Genomic DNA, 20,426 nt, shown 5'->3' with positions numbered 1-20,426 from the left:
CATGAACTGGTTTTATGAGAAAAATGGCATACGCTACGATAATGTCAGTGCTGAAGAAATAGCTCAGCGGATCAGGCGGGGGGAACTGACGGCCTCAACGCTGGTCTGGCAGGCTGGTATGGCCGAATGGCAACCGTTATCTGCAACGCCACTGTCGGGCATGTTGGCTGAGTGTGGTGTGCCACCGCTTTTACCTGCAAGCCATATACCTCAGGGGCTGGCCTGGGTGCTGGCATTTGCCCCACTGATTGGTCTTTTCCTGGAAGGTGTCGTTGCCGGACTGGTGGGGATGAATGAAGACCAGCTGCTCGACGCCCTGAGCAGCGGAGAATTCTGGTATATCACCGTGCTACTGAATATCGCACTGGGATATGCGGATGAAGCCCGTCTGAGAAAGGCCGGAGTGAACACCGATTTGTTCGGGAAAATGGCCTGGCTCGTCCCCGTATACCTCTGGAAGCGGGCGAAAGAGTTGCGTTTAACTGCAACAACTTTTTGGGTGTGGATTGCGACATTCGTCGTCATGTTGCTCGCTTAGAATCCCGTCTCTTTTTCCAACTTATGTATCCAAATGAAGGACAACCAAATGAAGAAACTGAGCATGTTTATAATCGCCAGCCTGCTGTCAGCCCCGGCGCTGGCGCAGATTGATGCTGCAACTGTGCAGGCCGCTACCGAAACCGCACAAAAGACGTATGAAGCGGTAACCGGCAACGATGTCAGCGATGTTGACTGGTCCACTTATGAAGAAGTCCCCGGGATGAAAGACCCGGCGAATCCGGGTAAGAAGCTGCGTGTTCTTCAGTGGGAAGGTTATAACGCCGGCTATCATACCTATGACCGCGTGCGCGTGCTGGTAGGCTATAATGGCGGTGTGGCTGGTGCTGAAGTGTTGTATATGGGGCGGTAACGAAGGACAACCTTGATGGCTGGTTCGTTATCACCAGCCATCTACTGCCATACACAGAGACGACACGGCAGTCAGACCCATCGATTAACTTTCACGCCGGTTAGATGAAGAACTTCAACCATCACCATCACCGGCAGCTTCGTGCCAAAAGCGGTAGTAGCTAGGTAGAATCCACCAAATCAAACAAGGTATGATGCAAGAGTTGCTTACGGGTAAGACACGATTAATAAAAGGGGAAGCACATGGTTGATTATCAAGAAACCGAGCTTGACGAAGAATTGGTTGCGCCAGGTACGGAAGAGGAAGAGCCGGAACTGCTTGATGAGGTGATGCACCCGTTTAACCCGACCGATATTGATATCGTCGTTGAGCCGAAGTCGTTGGATGCCTTGATTAAGCGAATTCAGCACAATGAGATCGACATGAATACCGATTTTCAGCGTCATGCGGAGTTATGGGATAACCGCAAGATGAGCCGGTTAATCGAATCCATTTTAATTCGGTTCCCGTTACCGGCTTTCTACTTTGATGCGTCAGATGAAAATAATTGGCTAATTGTGGATGGTTTACAGCGGTTATCTACGATTCGCAAGTTTGTGTTAGATAAAAAGCTTCGCCTTAATGGGCTGGAATTCTTAACGGAACTCAATGGTAAAACCTTCGATAAATTGCATCGTCAATATCAGCGCCGTATTGAAGAATGCCCTGTTACTGTGTACATGATTAAGCCGGGTACGCCTGAGGATGTTAAGTATTCGGTGTTTCGCCGGATCAATACAGGCGGCTTAACGCTCAATAATCAAGAGATCCGTAATGCGCTCGCTAAGCCACGAGACAGAGAATTGCTCGAAGAGTTAGCCAATTCAGCATGCTCGAAAGCCATGCTAGGTGACCTTTCAAAACGTATGAAGGATCAGGAACTAGTATTGCGATTCTGGGCATTCTATCGCTTTGATTATTTAGACCCTAAAAACAAAAAGGAAATTTCCTCGTTTTTAGATAAAGCCATGGAAGACATCAAAAAAGGCGATGATGTCTACCGTGCAGATTTTAAAGCTAGGTATTCAACTGCAATTGAGCGCTGTTACCAGCTGTTAGGAGAAAAGGGGTTTGAAAAAAATCCTGTATCAAGAAGACGGTCAAAAAATGCAACGCTATTTGAAGTCTGGATGGTTATGTTGGTGAAATTAACTGAAAACGAGTTTAACCGCTTAGTTTATAATCAATCCGAGTTCCAGGAAAAGGTACGGGCGTTATTGGAAGATGCTGAGTTTATTAATGTTATTAGCTATTCTACTCAGCGAAAAGAGCATGTGGAAATACGCTACGAAAAAGTCAATGCGTTGATTAAAGAGATGCTTAATGATTGAGTTTATTAATATCCATAACTTTAAAACCTTGTTAAATGCTAGTTTTCCACTGGGTAATCTGAATCTATTCTCAGGCCTTAATGGCATGGGAAAATCAACACTTATGCAAAGCTTGTTGCTTTTAAGGCAGTCTTATGAACGCAATACCCTTAAAACCAAGGGTTTGCTGTTAAATGGTGATTATGTCAATATCGGTACGGGTAAAGACGCGCTCTCTAGTTTTAGTGAACAAGAAGAGATTATTTTTACCATTAAATGGCTCGAGAAAGAACAGGCAACACGGTTTGAGTTTGACTATCAACATGACTCAGATCTGCTGCCGCTGCGTACATCGGGTATTGACGGTGATTCAGAATCGCTAAGCTTATTTAACTCTAATTTTCAGTATTTATGTGCCGATAGGTTAGGTCCGCAAAGTCATCACCAGTTGTCTGAGTTTCATATTCGTGATTTAAAATCGCTTGGCCATCATGGTGAATTTGCGGTTCATTTTATCGCGGTTAATGGCGCTAAAGACTTGGAAATAGAAGCGTTACGCCATCAAAAGGCTGTTTCAGGGACTCTACTTTCTAATATTGAAGCATGGATGTCGGATATTACGCCCGGGTTAAAAATCAAAGCAGTGGCGCAGCCTCAGTTTAATTCGGCGAGCCTTAGTTACTCTTTCAATCAAGGGAAAGACACGACCGAAGATTTTAAACCACAGAATGTGGGGTTTGGATTAAGTTATGTGTTACCTGTCGTAACCAGTATATTAAGTGCGGCAAAAGGTGATTTGCTGATTATTGAAAACCCAGAGTCACACTTGCACCCCGCAGGGCAATCCTTGATGGGTAAATTGTGTTCCATTGCTGCCAATAATGGCGTGCAATTAATCGTTGAATCTCATTCTGATCATTTTCTTAACGGTATACGGGTTGCGGTGAAGCAGAAAGTGGTTGCAGCTGACGATGTTAAAGTCTTTTTCTTGCAGCGAGATGTTCATAACTCTATTCACGCCTCAGAAGTCATGTATCCCAATATTGATGATGAGGGACGAATAGACTGCTGGCCAGAAGGCTTCTTTGACCAATGGGATAAGGAGCTGGATCATCTGTTATGAGTAATGGAATTGTGTTGAACCATCACTCTTTGCCATTTTCCAGCAAAGAGGATGCAGATGAAGGACTATTGGCTTTCTTTACTGTGCTTAAGGTTTGCCGAACTGCTGGGCTGAAAATTTTGCTAGTCGATGAAGATCAAGACAAGTCGCTAATGGGGCTGGAGCTGGCGAACGGATACTTTGTGCGCAATTGGCTTGCCTCTGCAAGCAAAGTTGCGGAGCTTGCGGATTGGTGCCGATTTCTTAAGTCCCTTGAAACGAAACAGCCTCTCTTTGAAACCGCGGATATTGAAAGTGTTGGTGATGTATTAGAAGTTGGCTTGCCAGGGGAAGATTCAGGTAATTCGGTACTATTAGCCGCGTTTTATTTTGAAACTTTTCTTGCCAGTTTTACGGCTTTGGCTGCTTGGGCAAATAGCCATTTTAAAGTATGGGTTTTCGAGCTTGATGCAACACCAGAGCAAAGGGATGAAACGCTTTTAAATCTGAGTGATTCTGCGAGCCTGGGTGTGCATGGTGATGAACTCAAACAACGTCGTAATGCGTTGTTAAGTTCCGCTAAGGATATCTGGTTGAAAAGAGCAGATTTGTTTCCTCATCTCACTTTATTGTCAAATCAAATTGGTACAAGTCTGCAAGGTTGGTCTGCTAGGCAAGATGTCTTGTTCAAGGCGCGAGATGCGCTAAATGTGCTGGAGTCGTTTAGTGAGAAATGGCTTTTAGGTGAGTATGTAGACTACCGTCATGAGTATTTAAGAAGTTTGGGTTTGGCAGCTGAAGTTAGCGGTGAATCGGACAGTGTAAATAATGATCCCAAAAAGAAGAAAGAGCGCATATTTTGGTTAGATGATGGACGGCAGGTCAATTGCGAGAATCATGTAAAACTACCTGACGGTTACCGCCTACATTTTTATGCTGACGCAGTAAATCAGCGGATATATGTGGCGTATTTAGGGCCGCATTTAACTTTATGAATTTAAAGAAACTTAAGCTCCATTCTGTATGGCAAAGCCTTGCGCACTTGGAGAACGCCATGCCCGTTATGACCTGCCTCCTGTTAGTTCACTCAGAACGCTGTTAGCAATGTCCGCAGATCGCTCATAAGGGACAACCATACTCAAATCTCCCATATTGCAGGAGATTTGAGTATGAACACTTCATCATGGAACAAAGGCCGTATCGTAGGCCAAAAAAGACCACTTCAGATATCTCATATCTGGGGGATCCGAATCAGGCTTGAACTGGAAGGTAAGACGCGCGATTTGGCTCTGTTCAATATGGCCCTGGACAGTAAGCTACGAGGCTGCGATCTGGTAAAACTTAAAGTATCTGATGTTGCATATGGTAACTCTGTTTCAAGCAGGGCAACGGTGTTGCAGCAGAAAACCGGTAGCCCTGTCCAATTTGAGATAACCAAAGGGACAAGAGAAGCTGTTACTGCATTGATAAATATTGGTAATTTACATAGTAATGACTTCTTGTTTCGATCCCGGGTCGGTACTAACCAGCACATATCAACCCGGCAATACAACCGGATTTTTCATGGGTGGGTAGCAAAGCTTGGTCTCGACGATTCGCTTTACAGCACACATTCCATGAGAAGAACAAAACCTTACCTTATCTACAAGAAAACTAAGAATCTCAGGGTGATCCAACTTCTGTTGGGCCATAGGAAACTGGAAAGCACAGTCCGTTATCTGGGCATTGAAGTCGATGATGCGTTAGAGATCTCTGAATCGATTGAAGTCTAAGGTTGTCAGGGCTGCAATAGCAGCCCTGTGCCAACAGCGGACGTTGATGCCTCAGTTGTACAGTGGAAAGGCAAAGCAGAAAATAAAAGGCTTGAAATTCGACTCTACAACTGTAAATTTAAACAGTTATTTATCCAGCAAATAGGACTTTTGAAATGAATGGCTCGGTTGAAGAGATAAGTTTTGAGATTTGTGAAAACACTGATGCGGAACAATCATTACCTATTGAAGAAGGGCTCAATCATTTCAACGATTTAATGACGGGAATAAGTGACCGTAAACCATTATCTGTATTAATAAAATCAACTAAAACTGGTGAAGTACTTGGAGGAATGCAAGGACGTTCGTCACTGGGTCTCCTTTTTATAGATCTTTTCTATCTTCCACCGGAGCTGCGGAGAATGGGGCTTGGTACAGATATCCTCAACCGTTTCGAGGATGAAGGGCGGAGAAGGGGCTGCACAGCTGCATTTTTGTATACGATAAGCTTTCAGGCTCCTGATTTTTACAAAAAACACGGTTGGGAGGAATTTGGGCGTATTGGCTGCGAGCCGGAAGGTACAAGCCGGATATTTATGAAGAAATCCTTATAAAATTCATCTTCATCTTTCAACAGGGGCGTCAGCTCTTCGCTCTTAGCGGCCTAAGAGACAGGCTGCGTAATCAGGCTTTTTTAATGAATATTTAGTCGATGAGCTACTGAGGGTAGTATGCGGATTCGGGCAATAAACTGCTTATATTGGAGTGGGGCGGCAGCCCCACCAGCAACCACGCCTACGATACTGTCAAAAAAAATCATATCGTTTTCTGGTGATAAACCGCATGGCTTAAAGTGTTCTGCAATATCGATTGATACATCGATATCAGTCGGTAAGACAAATCAATGCATTAACCGTTCCGTTCGTAACAAATACTAAAACCTGCCAGAAATAAGCCCATTCCCCATCAGTGGGTTGTCGCCATCCTGCATTCCAGATTTTTTCAGCCCCATATCACCTTACTGACACACAGCCGGATTTCTCTTCGCAGGGAAGTCCGGCTTTCTTTTATGTCCGCTAATTAATCATCAGGAAAATCAATGAATCACGACGACGCATTCGAAGAAGACATGGAATTTGAACATGACCCGCACAATGGCGAGGAAGAGGATGTTATCGGTGACCTCCCGCCGCCGGGTGGCCTGGGGTCGGTGATGGGCTGGCTCTATGACAAAGCGGTGAGCGGTATCGCCGGGATTGAGTCCGCCGAAACACTGGCAGAGCGCTATCTGGAGGATGCAAAGGGCGATGTGCAGCTGGCCGCCCGCAGCATGGTGCACTGGGAGAGCATCAAGGCAGGCAGCAGTGGGTTTCTGTCCGGTATCGGGGGCGTGGTGGCGCTGCCATTTACGCTGCCGCTGAACGTCACCAGCGTGTTGTTTCTGCAGACGCGTCTGATTGCCGCACTCGCCTGCCTGGGCGGACACCGTCTTGCTGATGAACGCATCCGGGCGTTAGCGGGATTGTGCCTGTGCGGTAATGCTGCTCGTGCCCTGTTGCATGACGTGACCATGAAAGCCGTAGAGCGCTGGAGCCGGACCTTCACTGAGCAGATTATTCAGAAGACGCTGATTCTGATGGCAGCCCGCGCCGGGGTGAGCGCCGGTGGACAATTCGTCCGTCTGGTTCCCCTGGCAGGCGGTATGGTCAGCGGGGCGGTGGATGTGACCACCACCCGCACCGTCGGGCGCATTGCCTGCAATACCTTCCTCAGACCGCTACCCGGCCTGGGCAGCACCACGCAGGGGGATTCATGATGCACCAGAATAGACCCGACGGGCCGTTACCGGCGGGTGAATTCACCCGCGCTCAGGCTGACGCCGTTGCCGCGATGTACACCAACGTTGCCCTTGAAGATGACCAGGGCTCGCACTTTCGTCTTGTCATCCGCAACAGTGAAGGCATGCTGCTCTGGCACGACTGGAACTTTGCCCCCGAAGCCGGAGCCATGCTCAACCGCTACATTGCCAGCGAGGGTATCCGGGTTATCCCGGTGGACAACAGTTAGTCTCCACGCATATCACCATCAGCATCACCCTCTCCGGCAATACATTTACTGCCTCGATTCATCAATACCACATTCATCGCAGCAGGCCACGCCCCCCTTACCGGGAGTGTGGCCTGTCTGCGTTTATGCCGTTCACCACACAGGAGTTTTCATTATGCGATTAGCCAGCCGCTTTGGCCGAATCAACCAGATACGTCGTGACCGTCCACTGACCCACGACGAACTGATGACCCACGTCCCCAGCGTGTTCGGCAGTGACAAGCACGAGTCACGTTCAGCGCGCTATACCCATATTCCGACTATCACGCTGCTGGAGAACCTGAGACGAGAAGGGTTCGAGCCGTTCTTTGCCTGCCAGACCCGGGTTCGTGACCTCAGCAAGCGTGAGCACACCAAACACATGCTACGCCTGCGCCGTGCCGGACAGATAGCCGACAGGCAGGTGGCGGAAATCATTCTGCTCAACAGTCATGACGGCTCCAGTTCATACCAGATGCTGCCAGGGCTCTTCAGAGCCGTCTGTACCAACGGGCTCGTTTGCGGTCAGTCGTTTGGCGAAGTACGCGTCCCGCATAGGGGAAATGTGGTGGAAAACGTTATTGAGGGGGCGTATGAGGTGCTTGGGGTCTTTGACCGGGTGGAGGAGAAGCGTGAGAGCATGCAGTCGCTGCTGTTGCCTCTCCCGGCACAGCAGGCACTGGCGAAAGCAGCCCTGACGTATCGCTTTAGCGAAGAGCATCAGCCCGTAACCGAAGCGCAAATCCTCTCTCCGCGCCGCTGGCAGGATGAGAGCAGCGACCTGTGGACCGTCTACAACCGGCTGCAGGAGAACCTGAGCAAAGGGGGCCTCAGCGGTCGCTCAGTCCAGGGGAAACGCAGTCGTACCCGTGCCGTTAACGGTATCGACGGAGATATCAAACTCAATCGTGCATTGTGGGTGATGGCGGAAGAGCTGCAGCAGGCGCTGAGCTGAAAAATGCCCCGACTTTGCCATCATAAGTACGGGGGACAAAGCGGGGTAAATCTGATGACTAAAAGCACCGATCTGAGGCCGGTTGCAGAAAATATACCGCAGCCTCCACCGGCATGACCAGAGCACCGGCGCGGGGATCGTCTCAAACGCAGCCCGTATGTGACGCGTATCCGGTTTCATCCCCCCTTGTCGCTATGAGCTTATGGGCTTTCAGCCCTTACATTTGTACACCGGCGTCCTGACGGAAGCAGTCAGAGTAGCGAAACGCTGCTGCTTCACCCGTTTACTTTCCCTTCTTACCCACTCACGGGCAACTCACGCCCACAGCTTCTATTTATGGAGAATCACCATGATCGATAACACGTTGCCGCTGTTCACTCCTGCTGAAACCGTTCCTGTCGCAGAACCCAATCGAATTACCGTGACGCCCGTAGCCGATGAAGATCGCATCAGCTTCTGGCCGCAGCGATTCAGCAAGGTCCCCCAGTGGATAATCCTTGAGCCGCATATCTTTGCCTGGATGGATCGTTTCAGTGACGACTACAGTGGAGGCATCTGGAATTTCTACACCCTGAGCAACGGCGGTGCCTTTATCGCGCCTGAAGACGAGGACAACGACCTGCGCTGGTCACTGTTCAACAAGATGAACGGGAACGGGGCTGAACTCAGCAGTGAAGCGGCGGGTATTACGGTATGCCTGATAGCATACAGCCACCACGCCTGCCGTACCGGATGCAATGCGATGACGGCGCACTATTACCGGCTGCGCGATTACGCACTGGAGCACGCGGAATGTCACGGCATTATGCGGCTGATTGACTGAGGGCCAGACCATGACAACGTACTCATCACCTCCCTCCACTCAGCCCGATTTATTCCCGCTCTTACCTGAAACACTTCCGCCTTCCACACTGTCATCGTACGCGCAGCAGACCATCCGCCGTGCTATCAGCCTGCTGGAGAAGCAACTGCGTGAACCCGGGGTACCGTTTCTCTCCACCAGCACCACCCGCGACTGGCTGCGTCTGCATCTGGCCGGTCAGGATCGTGAAGTGTTTATGGCGCTGTATCTCGACAACCAGCATCGCCTTATCGCTCACGAAACGCTGTTCAGTGGCACGGTCAACAATGTCGGCGTGCATCCCCGAGAGGTGGTGAAATCCGCCCTGAAGCACAATGCCGCAGCGGTTGTTTTCGCCCACAATCATCCCAGTGGACATCCTGAACCCAGCCAGGCAGACCGCCGGATAACGACGCGGCTACAGCAGGCGCTGGCGCTGGTTGACGTCCGTGTGCTGGACCATTTCGTCATCGGCGGGATGGAGATGGTCTCGCTCAGTGAACGGGGCTGGTTATGAACATCATCAGCAAACGTCAGGCCATGGCGATATACCGCCAGCATCCGGGCTCCCGGCTGTTTCGCTTCTGCACCGGCAAATACCAGTGGAGTGGCAGTATCTGCCATTACGCCGGGCGGGAGGTGCAGGATATCAGCGGTGTTCTGGCCGTGTTCGCCGAGCGCCGACAGGACCGCAATGGCCCGTATGTCATCCTGCGCAGCGTCACGCTCAATTAATTTCATCATGTGATTTTTAAGGAGGGCTTAAATGTCAGATAACAACACTGCCGGTATCCCTGTTCCCGAATGGGGACTGAAGCGTGGTATCAACCCACGGCCTGGCGCTCGCCTGGTGCAGGAAGGCCACCGGCTGCACTATCTGGCCGACCGTGCCAGTATCACCGGTCAGTTCAGCGAGGCTGAAGCCCGCCAGCTTGACCAGGCATTCTCGTTAATACTCAAACAGCTTGAGTTAATGCTGGTCTCCGGTGAACTCAACCCACGCCATCGGCACTGCGTGACCCTGTCCCACAATGGCCTGACCTGCGACGCCGATACGCTCGGCAGCTGCGGCTATGTCTGTCTTGCCATCTATCCTGGCCAGCCCATCACGCATTAAGGCTTACACGCCACTCCCGCCCACACCTCCACAGAGAACACAGTATGCAAACTTTACCTTTACTCCCGTCCAGGGCGGCATCGTCACATCCTGCGCCCGTGGAAATCTGGCAGACCCTGCTTACTCACCTGCTGGGTCAGCACTATGGCCTGGCACTCAGCGATACACCGTTTGGCAACGATGCTGTCATTCAGGAGCATATCGACGCCGGAATTTCACTGTGCGACGCCGTGAACTTCATTGTCGAGAAATATGACCTGGTACGCACCGACCGTGGCGGATTCACCGCGATGGAGCAGTCGCCGCTCATCAGCAGTATCGACATTCTTCGCGCCCGTCGTGCTACCGGCCTGATGCAGCGTAACGGCTATCAGCAGGTCACCCGTATCACCTGCGGTACGGGGCCATCCAGAGGGGATTCACCACAATGAAGCTCTCTCTCAATATTGAAGCTGACAGCATCAACGTACTGGCGCTCAATAAGGGGCGGATTGCCATCGATATGGACGGCATTGAACTCAGCCAGCTGGTCGATGCCGTGAACAGCAACGGCTGCACACTGCGTATTGCGGATGAACCGGGAACCGTTAGCGTCGAAAGTCCGGTGCCCTTCAGGACCCGGCTCAGTGGGCTATGTTGCAGCACGGCGCATATCACTCGTGAAGACAATTCGCTGCTGTATGCGTTGTCGCATGAGGATCCGGAGTATGGCAACGCCGAATGGATCCACTATACCGGCAGTGGCTATCTGATCCGCCTTGATGCATGGACGTTTCCGATCCTGCGACTCAAACGCCTGGGACTCTCCGGCGCCTGTCGCCGCCTGTTACTCATCCTGATGCGTCGTTATCAACTGGGCATCATTCATCTGGATGCCTTTGGCGAACTGCTGCCAGACTTTGCGATTTTTGACTGGTAATTCCTTCCCCACCCAACACAGGTACAACATGCCGACATTCACCGCTGAAGCCGCACTGGATATCCTGTCTGACTGGCTTCAGGACAATATCGATTGCGGAACACACATCATCTTCGACAACGATGAGGAGCGGACCGATCCCGCCGTACTGCTGCCCTTGATCCGGCAGGTACGCCGTGATGTTGCCGATCTCCGGCATCTTCAGCTTCTGCGCCGCCCTGAATCACCATGATTCACCCGGCAAAAACGCCACGCGCATACACGCCAGCCCTTACCGGCTGGCGTTTTTGTTTATATAAAGGAAAGAAAAATGCCTGAACAACACATGTTTAATGATCATGATGTCATATCGGGGCACACCGAAATCATCAGTTCCACCAATATTGAGCGTGTCGTCACCGGACGTAACGTTGCACTGGAGCGAATCAGGGCGATGATCCACCAGCTGGCCGGGATCTCTGCGCTCACCAGCAGCATCGGAGGGAAAACAGCCCTGGACTGGGCCATGAAGCAGGATTTCCGCTGCGGTTGCTGGCTGACAGAGAAAGAAGAAACCGCCATGAAGGTCATTACCTGCAATCTCGACCGCAGTATCTGGCGCGATCTGATGCTCAAATCCGGGATGATATCACTGATGGATGCCGCTGCCCGTGACGAGTGGTACCGGAATCTTGAGCAGGATGATATTCCGGCTATCAGTGAAGACAACATCCTCTCGACGTTTACGCAACTGCACCACAGTAAAAATGAGGTCTTTGAGCGTGGCGTCATTAACGTTTTCAAAAGCCTGAGCTGGGACTACAAAACGAACTCACCCTGTAAGTTTGGTAAGAAGATCATCGTCAATGGCCTGGTGAATTACACCCAATGGGGTTTTCGGCTCAATTGGGGAAAGCGGCGCGATCAACTCGCAGATCTGGAACGCATGTTGAATCTGCTGGACGGCAAACCGGTGCCAGAGAATCGCAATGACCTGGGGGTCAGGCTGGACCAGCATATTGATGCACAACGGACATCAGCGGTGTTTGAAGATGATTATTTTTCGATACGCTACTTCCAGAAGGGCTCAGCGCACATCACGTTCAAACGGCCAGAGCTGATTGACAGGATGAACGACATCATCGCCCGACACTATCCGGGGGCGTTGCCCACTAAACACTAAGGAGCTAGGTTATGGTATTATTTTCAAACGCCAATAATGCTCGCTGCGATTCCGCACATGGTCAAAACATCGTACTATCAAATCCATTTCAAATGGACGTAAAAATTCCCGTTCAACCGTCAAATTTTGACGCTCTGCAGATGGGGGCCTTACTGGGGGCCCATGATTTCATGAAACTCAATAAAAACCATATATATCAATACAAATACACCACCAAATCAATTCCGAGTCCGGGCACCACTATTTAGAAGAACCCGCCTATGGCGGGTTTTTTGCTTTCTGGGATACGGACTCTCCATCGAACTCCGTTCGATTATTCGCCGCAAGCGGCTCACCCCTTCGGGGCCAACGCGACAAGCGCGTTGTTCAAACGCCTGCGGCGTTAGTCCGAGTCCGGCACCACATTTAGAAGAACCCGTCTATGGCGGGTTTTTTGCTTTCTACGCCCTTCAGAATCAACACGTCCCAAAGCATTACTTCAACCCAACTCAACCACATTCTACCCACATCAATACCCTTGCGAGGGTATAGTCTGATTCGACAGAATTCTGTACCTTCAAATCACTCAGGAGCCCTTTTTTGTTGCTTACTGATGCAACAATCTGAATCACCACGGGTTTATAACAGACACCTCAGAGTCATTTATGGACTGACCCCACCCCGGTAGACGATCCTGTTCTATAGTTGGACTAACCCCGCTCCCATACAATGAAACAACAAAATGATTCACATATTTTTTTTTGCATAAATGAACTGCTCGGTAATTCTTCATTGTTGTTTAAAATTTAACAAAAAAGTTTTATCCACAATTACCTAAAAGGCAAAGATGAACAAAATGAAGCTGTTGTGTGTTGTAGGTACCCGCCCTGAAGCGATAAAAATGGCGCCCGTCATCATGGCGCTGAGAAATGACAACGCCTTCGAGGTCCGTGTGCTTGCCACCGCACAGCACCGACATCTACTGGATCAGGTTTTTAGCCTGTTTGGCATTGCTTATGATTACGATTTGGATGTGATGACCCCTAACCAGACATTACCGGAGCTCACGGCAAAATTAATTACCGGTATTGATTCTGTTCTGGAAAGTTTCAACCCCGATATGGTTATCGCTCAAGGGGACACGACTACGGTCTTTACCGCCGCTCTGGCCGCGTTTTATCGCAAAACACCGTTTGCTCATGTCGAGGCAGGTTTACGCAGTCGCGATTTGTATTCCCCTTTTCCTGAAGAAGGAAACCGTATCCTTGCCGGGCATCTGGCAGCACTTCATTTTGCCCCAACAACCTTAGCCCAGGACAACCTGATTCGTGAAGGGATAGATGCCTGCAAAATCGTCATGACGGGCAATACCGTCATCGATGCATTACTTGAGACAGCAAAGCAAGATGTTGAACCCGGCTTTACGTTACCGGAAAACAGCCGAATGATTCTGGTGACTTCACATCGGCGGGAAAACTTTGGTGAACCGCTGAAGAATATCTGTAACGCACTACGTAGCATCATCGCTAAATATGATGATGTTTGTATTGTGTTCCCGGTGCATCCGAACCCGCATGTAAGGGAAACGGTCTACGGCATCCTTGCCGAAAATGACCGTATCAAATTAATTAATCCGCTGGGCTATGAGCAATTTGTCAGCGCGATGAAACAGGCGCATCTCATTCTGACGGATTCTGGCGGTGTTCAGGAGGAAGCCCCGGCATTAGGGAAACCCGTTCTGGTACTTCGTCAGGAAACGGAGCGCACCGCAGCGCTGGCGGTCGGTGCAACGCGTCTGGCCGGTACCGATGAACAGGACATCATTGATCACGTCTCAACTCTGCTTGATAACCCGAATGAATACAGGAAGATGGTTATTGGTACATCGCCCTACGGTGATGGTCAGGCAAGTATGAAAATAGTCCGGGCGGTAAAAGACTTTTTCCATCTATAGCAACTTATGCGTTAGGCTTATGTCTCTGTAAATTATAACTAATAATATCTGGTGAAATAATGAGCTGGTTTGTGGATGTTTTTTCAGCCTACCTTTATGGACTCAAGGTGGTTGCCATTACTCTGGCAATAATGATGTTAATCAGTGGACTGGATGACTTAATCATCGATATCATCTACTGGTTTCGTCGTGCTGTACGGGCGGCTACAGTTTATCGTCGTCACCAGCATATGGACTACCAGGCACTGTATGAGCCCGATGAAAAACCGCTCGCCATTATGGTACCGGCATGGAACGAAACCGGAGTAATCGGCAACATGGCTGAGCTGGCTGCCATGACGCTCGACTATGAGAATTACCATATTTTTGTTGGTACCTACCCTAACGATCCTGATACGCAACGCGATGTTGATGAGGTCTGTGCCCGTTTCCCGAACGTGCATAAAGTCGTGTGTGCACGCCCAGGACCCACCAGCAAAGCCGACTGCCTGAATAACATTCTTGACGCCATCACTCAGTTTGAGCGCAGTGCAAATTTCACGTTTTCTGGTTTCATTCTGCACGATGCCGAAGATGTTATTTCTCCCATGGAACTGCGCCTGTTTAACTATCTGGTTGACCGCAAAGATCTCATTCAGATCCCGGTGTATCCCTTTGAACGTAAATGGCATCATTTCACAAGCATGTCCTATATTGATGAGTTCGCCGAATTGCATGGCAAGGATGTGCCTGTCCGCGAAGCCATCGCCGGGCAGGTGCCCAGCGCAGGTGTCGGGACCTGTTTCAGTCGCCGGGCGGTCATGGCTCTGCTGGCCGATGGTGACGGTATCGCCTTCGATGTACAGAGTCTGACGGAAGATTACGACATCGGTTTTCGCTTAAAAGCCAAAGGCATGACGGAAGTTTTTGTGCGCTTTCCCGTCGTGGATGACAAAGCCAGACGTTCACGCAAATTTTTGCAACGCGCCCGCTCCTCTTCCGTGATCTGCGTTCGGGAATATTTCCCTGATACCTTTACCACCGCGATGCGCCAGAAATCTCGCTGGATTATCGGTATTGTCTTTCAGGGGTTCAAAACCCATCGCTGGACCAAAAGCCCGACACTCAACTATTTTCTCTGGCGTGACCGTAAAGGAGCCATCAGTAACTTCCTGAGCTTCTTTGCGATGATTATTATGATTCAGCTGGTTTTGCTGCTTATCTATCAGCGTGTCTGGCCGGATGCATGGCAATTCTTGTCGATATTTACCGGCGGCCCCTGGCTGGTGACACTGCTGTGGATAAACTTTGCTCTGATGGCCAACCGTATCCTGCAGCGCGTGATCTTCGTAACGGTCTATTACGGTCTCACGCAAGGGTTACTGTCAGTGCTGCGCCTGTTCTGGGGCAACCTGATCAACTTTATGGCTAACTGGCGTGCCCTGCGCCAGGTCATTCAGCATGGCGATCCGCGGCGTGTCGCCTGGGATAAAACCACCCATGATTTTCCGAGTGTGACCGGTGAAAACCGAGCGCTGCGACCTTTAGGTCAGATCCTGCTGGAACATCAGGTGATAAGCGCAGAGCAGCTGGAGCACGCGCTGACGCATCGAGTTATTGGTCTACGTCTTGGGGGATCACTTATGCATCAAGGGTTCATTACGGCAAAGCAGCTCGCCGTAGCGCTTGCAGAGCAAAGTGGTGTGAAGATGGAATCGATCGATGCCTGGGAGATCGATAGCACGCTTATCGACAACATGCCTGCGGCCATCGCTCTACGTTACGCCGTCTTGCCACTCCGTTTCGAAGAAAATGTGCTGATCGTCGCCAGCGAGGAGGGGATCGACCCGGTCTCCCTCTCGGCTCTGGAGCGTAAAATGCGCTGCGCAGTAAAATATGTCATCGTTCCACGTGGGCAGGTTGTGACAGGGCTGCGGTACTGGTATGCCCGCCATCGTGGCGAGGACAGCCGTGAACTCCTACGCTCAGCGGTAGCGAAAGGCTGGCTCACTCCTCAGCAGGCTGACGCCCTGTGGCAGCAATATGTACCGCGCCAGCTATTATTTGCAGAAGTGCTGACCTCCCTCGGCCACATCAACAACTCGTCCATGAATGCGTTACTGCTTCGTCATGAACGTAGCGAGAAACCCCTGGGCGAATTTTTGGTGGACGAAGGTGTCGTGACCCAGGCAACCCTGAATCAGGTTCTCCAGTTACAGCAAGAGCTTCAGATCTCCATGCCGGAACTGCTGAAAAGTGCCGGTTTCACCGACCTGCAACTAGAAGAACTTCAGCAACAACAAGAGCAGGAGCACGCATGAGCAGGGAAAATACTCGTCGATTTTCACCCTGCGTGGTCAGCGTGCTGGTCGCCTCACTGTTCAGTGCCAGCACATTTGCGCAGGATGGCGTAACAGACACCAGCGCGAAAGCGCTCGGATTAAGCGACTATCGTCACTTTGTTATTTATCCTCATCTGGAAAAAGCGTTACGTGCGCAAAAGGATAACGACGAAAAAACAGCCCTTCAGGAATTCCGTCATATCCATCAGCAAGCGCCCGATAACGTTGCACTGACCCTTTATCTGGCGGAATCCTACCGCCATTTTGGCCATGACAATCAGGCCCGACAGGTGTTGCAGGAACAGCTAAAACGCCATCCGAATGACCCACGTCTGCAACAGCAACTGGCTGCGATCCCACGGAAAATACAGCCTGTCACCACCGTTGAACAACTTCTGGCACAGCAGAAGCGTTGCGATACGGCACCCACCGCGGAGTGTCGCAGCGAAACAGGGCAAAATGCGCTGAAGCTGAAACAACTCGATATTGCGCTGGCACAGCTTAATGATGCGGCATTCGCTGGTACTCCCGATGGAAAGGCGCTTGAGGATAGTATTCTCCAGCGGGCCATCTATCTGAAAGCATGGCAGACAGCAGATGCTATCTTCAGTCGGAAAAACGAACAGCACACCCTGAGCGCCGAAGAACAGCAACAGTGGTTCGATGTTTTACTTGCCGGTCAGCTCGATAACCGTATCCGGACACTCCAGTCACAGGGCATATTTGCCAATGCCGGGCAGCAACTGGCTTTTGCCAGTACTCTTGCCACACGCGGTAAAAATACCGAATTACAGCGCTACCTTGCCGATAATCAACCGCATTTTGACACGGCAACACAGGAGCAGAACTGGCTCTATCTTATCTCCCGCTACAGTAAAGACCCTGAGCAGACGTTACAGCAGTACACGCCGCAATTTACGGCCAACCAGCGCTACGTCACCAGCGCCACCTTCCCTGCGGCGATGAAAGCAGGACAGTACGAGCAGGCACAAAAACTGCTGGATGCGCTGCCTGAAGATCAGATGCTGTCTGAACGTTATGCCCTGAGCACCGTAACCCACAATCGTGCGGAAAGTGCCCGGCTGGCCGGGCTCATGTATCAGCACGCGCCCGGCAATATCTCACTGCTTGATAACTACAGCTGGCAGCTGATGCAGAATGGTCAATCCCGCAAGGCGGCGTCTCTGCTGCTGGCGCGTTATCCCTTTGGGGCCGCATCTGCTGAAGCGGAGAAACTGGTTATCCGCCTGGCCGGGCTGCTACTGCGTTATCCTGATCTCGCCACCCAGTCACAACGTGCACGTTTGAGTACCCCACTCTCAAGCGCTTCACTGCGGCAGATCCAGAGTCAGCTTCCGGGAGTTAACACCGACTGTCAGGCCACGCGTAAACTCCTTGGCGATCTCTCACCGCAGTATGAGGCCGCGGCCTGGAGCCGACTGGCGGAGTGCTATCACAGCACGCTTCCCGGTATGGCGCTCTATGCCCGACAACAGGCAGAACAACGCCAGCCGGATATCTATCAACGCCGTGCGGTGGCCTATCAGGCGTATGCTGTAGAGGATTACGTCACCGCGATGCAAGCCTGGAAGTTGCTGCCTGTCGCACAGATGAGCAACGACGATTTGATGGCTGCCGCGAATACAGCTCAGTCCGCCGGAGACCGTATCGCACGCGATAATTGGGTGGATGAAGCACGCAAGCGCGGTCTTGATCACAGCGAAAACTGGTGGTGGTTGCATGCCCAGCGCTATCTTCCGGCACAGCCAGAGCGCGCCTTAGCCGATCTCAATCAGGCTGCCGCGATTGAACCGACGGTGAGCGTCCTGACGTCGCGCGCTGCGCTATACCGGGAACTTAACCAGAAGCCAGAAGCCATTGCCGATCTCCGCCAGGCGCTGGTGCTGGATCCCAATAACGGTTCCGTTCAGGCCGCTCTGGGCTATGCGCTATGGAGTGATGGCGATTACGCTGCTTCACGCGATGCGCTGGAAAAAGCGCGTAACACCTCGCCGGACGATCCTCAGCTCATTCGTCAGTTGATGTACGTCAACGAACGACTGGGGAATATCCCACAGACACAACTCTATGCCCGCAAGGTGGTTGATGAGCTGGATGCTGCCTCAGAGGTCACGCCGCTCATCACGGCGCAAAACCAGGAGCGCTATGATGTCCGCCGCCTGCATGAAGATATCGGACGTCGCTGGACAATCAATTTCGACACCTCCATTGGCTTAAACTCAGCGGCAGCAAGTCCATTCAGTAACCCGCTGAGCGGTCCTTCTTCAGCACAAAGTTATCGCAGTTTCGGACAACTGGAAGCGGAGTACCGTCTTGGCCGCAATATGCTGGTCGATGGCGATATGTTGTCAGTCTATACCCGCCTGTTTGCCGGTACCGATGACAGCGGCGTCGTGCTGCCGGTTAAAAATCCGATGCTCGGCACGGGACTTCGCTGGAAGCCGCTGCATGACCAGACGCTCTTTCTGGCAGTTGAAGAGCAGTTTGCTCTTGACCATCATCACGGCGAAACCGACACGATGCTGCGTGCCAGCGCCTCGTTTTTCAACGATGGCAAGTACAGTGATGAATGGCACCCGAACGGCAGTGGCTGGTTTGCCCAAAACCTTTATCTGGATGCGGCAGAATACATCCGCCAGGATATTCAGGCCTGGACCGCTGATTACCGGACCAGCTGGCACCAAAAAGTGGGGCAGCATCAAACCATTGAGCCTTATGCGCATATCCAGATAAATGGATACCGTGACGGCCATACAGAAGGAACTCAGCTTGGTGGGCTTGGCGTGCGCTGGAATATCTGGACCGGGCAAACACAATACGACGCCTGGCCGCATAAAGTGAGTCTGGGTCTGGAATATCAGCATACGTTCAAAGCGATCAATCAGGATACGGGTGAACGGAATAACGCGTTCTTCACCGTGGGGGTTCACTGGTAATGAAACGACGTCACTTTTTACTGCTGCTGGCACTGTTCAGCCCGCTGGCCTGTGCCATGAATGCCATCTTCTGGCAGCCACAACTGCGGGATAACAGCATTCCGCCTGAACAATGGCGCAGTCTGATGCAAAACGTTCGCCAGACGGGTTTTGACACCCTGGTGCTGCAATGGACCCGCTACGGCGAGGCATTCAGCAACGGCAATGAACTCAACCTGTTACAACAACGGACAACAGACGCACGCGCCGCTGGTCTGAATGTCATTATTGGTCTTCATGCCGATCCTGACTTTTTTCAGCGCCAGAAACAAACTGCCACCGCCCTGACGAATTACCTCAATCGCCTGCGCGTCGCGGATATTCAACAGGCAAAAAAATGGTCAGCGTATGCCGACGGCTGGTATATCAGCGCAGAAATTGACGACCTGAACTGGCGTAATCCAGGGGCCAGAGCGCAACTCCGGCAGTGGCTGAGCACTACCCGCACGCAACTTACCACGGTAGATAACAAGCCGGTGTATATCAGCAGTTTCTTCGCCGGAAATATGACGCCGGAAAGCTATGGGCGTATGCTTGCGGAAATTCATCAATTGGGGCTTCAGGTCTGGGTTCAGGATGGTCAGGGCGTAAATACGCTAACGAGATCGGAAAGAGCGCTTTATCTCGATGCCAGCGCGGGTTGTGAGTCTTTGACGCCTGCGCAAGGTATCGTCTACGAGCTCTTTCAGACCCAACCGGGCAAAACGTTTAATACGAAAGCATTATCATCAACAGAACTCACTACTCGTCTGACGCAAAAAACAGCCTGTGATAAAGACCGTATTTATTTCTCACTACGCTATTTACCCATTGCTAAAGGTACGCTGGAAAATTGATGATGTAGGCCATGGGACTGATGGGCGGCATGTGAGGGTGACACGCTTACACTGTATGAAAAAAAATCATAGGGTTATCGTGCCAACGCTTTAGGTGCTCCCTCCCAGGTGTAAATGAGTGGTTTGTAATGTGATCTTTTCCAGGGAGA

Annotated in this window: 23 protein-coding genes; all 23 read left to right on the top strand. The window is 51.1% G+C overall.

All coding sequences use genetic code 11. The annotated features are described in order from the left end of the window. The first annotated feature begins 1 nt into the window (after position 1). The 23 genes from MUU46_RS04425 to MUU46_RS04315 all read left to right on the top strand — a co-directional run bounded on the left by MUU46_RS04425 (position 2) and on the right by MUU46_RS04315 (position 20,277). Positions 2-538: a DUF4339 domain-containing protein gene (locus tag MUU46_RS04425; RefSeq protein ID WP_258964879.1), complete on the top strand. Its 537-nt coding sequence runs from the start codon at positions 2-4 to the stop codon at positions 536-538. A gap of 48 nt (positions 539-586) precedes the next feature. Continuing rightward, positions 587-910, top strand: a complete 324-nt coding sequence (locus MUU46_RS04420) for a hypothetical protein (RefSeq protein ID WP_258964878.1) — start codon at positions 587-589, stop codon at positions 908-910. Between the two features lie 242 nt (positions 911-1,152). After that, positions 1,153-2,280 carry a DUF262 domain-containing protein gene (locus tag MUU46_RS04415; RefSeq protein ID WP_258964877.1) on the top strand — a complete coding sequence of 376 codons (1,128 nt, stop codon included), beginning with the start codon at positions 1,153-1,155 and terminating at the stop codon, positions 2,278-2,280. Continuing rightward, positions 2,273-3,382, top strand: coding sequence for an AAA family ATPase (locus tag MUU46_RS04410; RefSeq protein ID WP_258964876.1), 1,110 nt, complete (start codon positions 2,273-2,275; stop codon positions 3,380-3,382). Before MUU46_RS04415 ends, MUU46_RS04410 begins: the two co-directional genes overlap by 8 nt. Next, positions 3,379-4,356 carry a hypothetical protein gene (locus MUU46_RS04405; RefSeq protein ID WP_258964875.1) on the top strand — a complete coding sequence of 326 codons (978 nt, stop codon included), beginning with the start codon at positions 3,379-3,381 and terminating at the stop codon, positions 4,354-4,356. Before MUU46_RS04410 ends, MUU46_RS04405 begins: the two co-directional genes overlap by 4 nt. Positions 4,357-4,530: 174 nt before the next feature. After that, positions 4,531-5,133 carry a site-specific integrase gene (locus MUU46_RS04400; protein ID WP_159870775.1) on the top strand — a complete coding sequence of 201 codons (603 nt, stop codon included), beginning with the start codon at positions 4,531-4,533 and terminating at the stop codon, positions 5,131-5,133. A 155-nt stretch (positions 5,134-5,288) separates the two neighbouring features. Further along, positions 5,289-5,726, top strand: a complete 438-nt coding sequence (locus tag MUU46_RS04395; protein WP_159870772.1) for a GNAT family N-acetyltransferase — start codon at positions 5,289-5,291, stop codon at positions 5,724-5,726. A gap of 485 nt (positions 5,727-6,211) precedes the next feature. Beyond that, positions 6,212-6,928 carry an EcsC family protein gene (locus tag MUU46_RS04390; protein ID WP_258964874.1) on the top strand — a complete coding sequence of 239 codons (717 nt, stop codon included), beginning with the start codon at positions 6,212-6,214 and terminating at the stop codon, positions 6,926-6,928. Beyond that, positions 6,925-7,179, top strand: coding sequence for a DUF905 family protein (locus MUU46_RS04385; RefSeq protein ID WP_258964873.1), 255 nt, complete (start codon positions 6,925-6,927; stop codon positions 7,177-7,179). The genes MUU46_RS04390 and MUU46_RS04385 overlap by 4 nt, the downstream gene beginning before the upstream one ends. A 154-nt stretch (positions 7,180-7,333) precedes the next feature. Continuing rightward, positions 7,334-8,152, top strand: a complete 819-nt coding sequence (locus tag MUU46_RS04380; protein ID WP_258964872.1) for a DUF932 domain-containing protein — start codon at positions 7,334-7,336, stop codon at positions 8,150-8,152. A gap of 349 nt (positions 8,153-8,501) precedes the next feature. Then, positions 8,502-8,975 (top strand): antirestriction protein, encoded by a 474-nt coding sequence (locus tag MUU46_RS04375; RefSeq protein WP_258964871.1) that lies wholly within the window; start codon positions 8,502-8,504, stop codon positions 8,973-8,975. 10 nt (positions 8,976-8,985) lie between these two features. Then, entirely contained in the window at positions 8,986-9,510 is a 525-nt protein-coding gene (gene radC / locus MUU46_RS04370; RefSeq protein WP_258964870.1) for a RadC family protein, read from the top strand. Beyond that, positions 9,507-9,728 carry a DUF987 domain-containing protein gene (locus MUU46_RS04365; RefSeq protein ID WP_258964869.1) on the top strand — a complete coding sequence of 74 codons (222 nt, stop codon included), beginning with the start codon at positions 9,507-9,509 and terminating at the stop codon, positions 9,726-9,728. The genes radC and MUU46_RS04365 overlap by 4 nt, the downstream gene beginning before the upstream one ends. Positions 9,729-9,759: 31 nt before the next feature. After that, positions 9,760-10,110 carry a type IV toxin-antitoxin system YeeU family antitoxin gene (locus MUU46_RS04360; protein ID WP_258964868.1) on the top strand — a complete coding sequence of 117 codons (351 nt, stop codon included), beginning with the start codon at positions 9,760-9,762 and terminating at the stop codon, positions 10,108-10,110. 44 nt (positions 10,111-10,154) lie between these two features. Then, entirely contained in the window at positions 10,155-10,541 is a 387-nt protein-coding gene (locus MUU46_RS04355) for a TA system toxin CbtA family protein (RefSeq protein ID WP_258964867.1), read from the top strand. After that, on the top strand, positions 10,538-11,029 hold the full coding sequence (locus MUU46_RS04350; RefSeq protein ID WP_258964866.1) for a DUF5983 family protein: 492 nt from the start codon (positions 10,538-10,540) through the stop codon (positions 11,027-11,029). Before MUU46_RS04355 ends, MUU46_RS04350 begins: the two co-directional genes overlap by 4 nt. A gap of 28 nt (positions 11,030-11,057) precedes the next feature. Then, positions 11,058-11,261, top strand: coding sequence for a hypothetical protein (locus tag MUU46_RS04345; protein ID WP_258964865.1), 204 nt, complete (start codon positions 11,058-11,060; stop codon positions 11,259-11,261). A 78-nt stretch (positions 11,262-11,339) separates the two neighbouring features. After that, on the top strand, positions 11,340-12,191 hold the full coding sequence (locus MUU46_RS04340) for a DUF4942 domain-containing protein (RefSeq protein ID WP_258964864.1): 852 nt from the start codon (positions 11,340-11,342) through the stop codon (positions 12,189-12,191). An 11-nt stretch (positions 12,192-12,202) separates the two neighbouring features. Continuing rightward, on the top strand, positions 12,203-12,439 hold the full coding sequence (locus MUU46_RS04335) for a hypothetical protein (protein WP_258964863.1): 237 nt from the start codon (positions 12,203-12,205) through the stop codon (positions 12,437-12,439). Between the two features lie 587 nt (positions 12,440-13,026). Continuing rightward, on the top strand, positions 13,027-14,124 hold the full coding sequence (gene wecB / locus MUU46_RS04330) for a non-hydrolyzing UDP-N-acetylglucosamine 2-epimerase (protein WP_258964990.1): 1,098 nt from the start codon (positions 13,027-13,029) through the stop codon (positions 14,122-14,124). Positions 14,125-14,183: 59 nt separating this feature from the next. Further along, the gene (gene nfrB / locus MUU46_RS04325; protein WP_258964862.1) at positions 14,184-16,424 is read left to right on the top strand and encodes a cyclic di-3',5'-guanylate-activated glycosyltransferase NfrB; all 2,241 of its coding nucleotides are present in this window, start codon (positions 14,184-14,186) and stop codon (positions 16,422-16,424) included. Next, positions 16,421-19,402 carry a phage receptor gene (locus tag MUU46_RS04320; RefSeq protein WP_258964861.1) on the top strand — a complete coding sequence of 994 codons (2,982 nt, stop codon included), beginning with the start codon at positions 16,421-16,423 and terminating at the stop codon, positions 19,400-19,402. The genes nfrB and MUU46_RS04320 overlap by 4 nt, the downstream gene beginning before the upstream one ends. After that, the gene (locus MUU46_RS04315) at positions 19,402-20,277 is read left to right on the top strand and encodes a DUF4434 family protein (protein WP_258964860.1); all 876 of its coding nucleotides are present in this window, start codon (positions 19,402-19,404) and stop codon (positions 20,275-20,277) included. Before MUU46_RS04320 ends, MUU46_RS04315 begins: the two co-directional genes overlap by 1 nt. The last annotated feature ends 149 nt before the right edge of the window (positions 20,278-20,426 follow it).

This window comes from Scandinavium tedordense (assembly GCF_024764965.1).
Lineage (GTDB): Bacteria > Pseudomonadota > Gammaproteobacteria > Enterobacterales > Enterobacteriaceae > Scandinavium > Scandinavium tedordense.
The sequence above is the reverse complement of the archived record's forward strand: the minus strand, read 5'-3'. Positions and strand labels throughout refer to the sequence as shown.